Annotated in this window: 2 protein-coding genes; both read left to right on the top strand. The window is 38.7% G+C overall.

Annotation, left to right across the window (positions count from 1 at the left end; genetic code table 11):
* Nucleotides 1–60: 60 nt before the first annotated feature.
* Nucleotides 61–855: an ERF family protein gene (locus tag ACFIJ0_RS07510; RefSeq protein WP_375644009.1), complete on the top strand. Its 795-nt coding sequence runs from the start codon at nucleotides 61–63 to the stop codon at nucleotides 853–855.
* Nucleotide 856: 1 nt separating this feature from the next.
* Nucleotides 857–1,148: YqaJ viral recombinase family protein (locus ACFIJ0_RS07505; RefSeq protein ID WP_375644008.1), on the top strand; the 292-nt coding region annotated here is incomplete at its 3' end.

Here is a 1,148-nt window from a genome sequence, read left to right as displayed (position 1 = left end):
TTTAAACACCAGCGTGATTCACGCCACGGGGGAATTGCGCTCAAATAGGAGGAGATCAAGATGAGTGAACAAAACACTACCTTAACAGAAATTGAAGAAACACATCATTTAGCGGTTAAACAAACTGCTATGGAACGCATTTTAAACAGAGCCTTAGAAAATGACATCGATATGGACCGTTTAGAGCGTCTCATTGCCTTACGAGAAAAAGAAATAGAACGACAAAACTACGAAAGATTTGCCTGTGATCTTTCGAATATGCAAATAGAATATCAAAAAATACAAAAAAACTCTAAAAACACCCATACAAACAGCCAATATGCAACCCTTGACCAGTACATTGATGCTGTAAAGAAGCCTCTTGCAAAACACCGATTTGCTTTGTTTTCTCGTATCAAAGAACAGAGTTCAGACAATATAATTATAGAAATGACTTTGACGCATCCGTCTGGAAATAAAATCTCAACAGAAGGAAAGTTTCCTTATGACACTAAAGGATGCAAATCAAATATACAATCGGTTGGTTCTGCAATCACATACGCACGCAGATATCTGTTAGGTATGCTTCTTAATGTCGTGAGTGAAGATGATGATACGGATGGGAACACACCTATTAAAAAGGCTTTTCCACAACAGATCAATGAAATCAGAAGACTTGTCGTACAAACCCAAACAGAAGAAGAAAAAATACTTGCTTATGTCAACGTCAAAAATCTTGACGATATGTCTGAAGGACAAGCACAAACGGTGTTGCATCTTTTGAAAAATAAACAAAACAAGCAAAAGGTAGAAACAGATTCTCCTATACAAGATGCCGATATAGCAACGCCACACGAACAGGGAACGGCGGTGTGAGATGGAGCAACGAACAGCAGAATGGTTTCAAGCACGCTTAGGGAAAGTCACTGCTTCAAACGTTTACAACGTACTCAGTAAGACAGCAAAAGGATTGCCAACAAGCAAATATGAAGATTACAAAATGAAACTCATGACAGAACGCTTAACAGGGGAAATAAGCCAATCTTACACAACACCTGCTATGCAATGGGGCATTGAACATGAAGAAGATGCCTTGAGAGAATATGAATTCATTTATGACGCAGAAGTCACAAGATGCGGGTTTATCCCACACCCAAAAATGAAAATGG

Origin of the sequence: Bartonella sp. OC68QHHN, assembly GCF_042193875.1 — a bacterium.
GTDB classification, from domain to species: domain Bacteria; phylum Pseudomonadota; class Alphaproteobacteria; order Rhizobiales; family Rhizobiaceae; genus Bartonella; species Bartonella grahamii_A.
The sequence above is the reverse complement of the archived record's forward strand: the minus strand, read 5'-3'. Positions and strand labels throughout refer to the sequence as shown.

What these genes read in the sequence shown, in the direction of transcription:
- ACFIJ0_RS07510 (WP_375644009.1), top strand. Translation starts at nt 61, where the DNA reads ATGAGTGAACAAAACACTACCTTAACAGAAATTGAAGAAACACATCAT.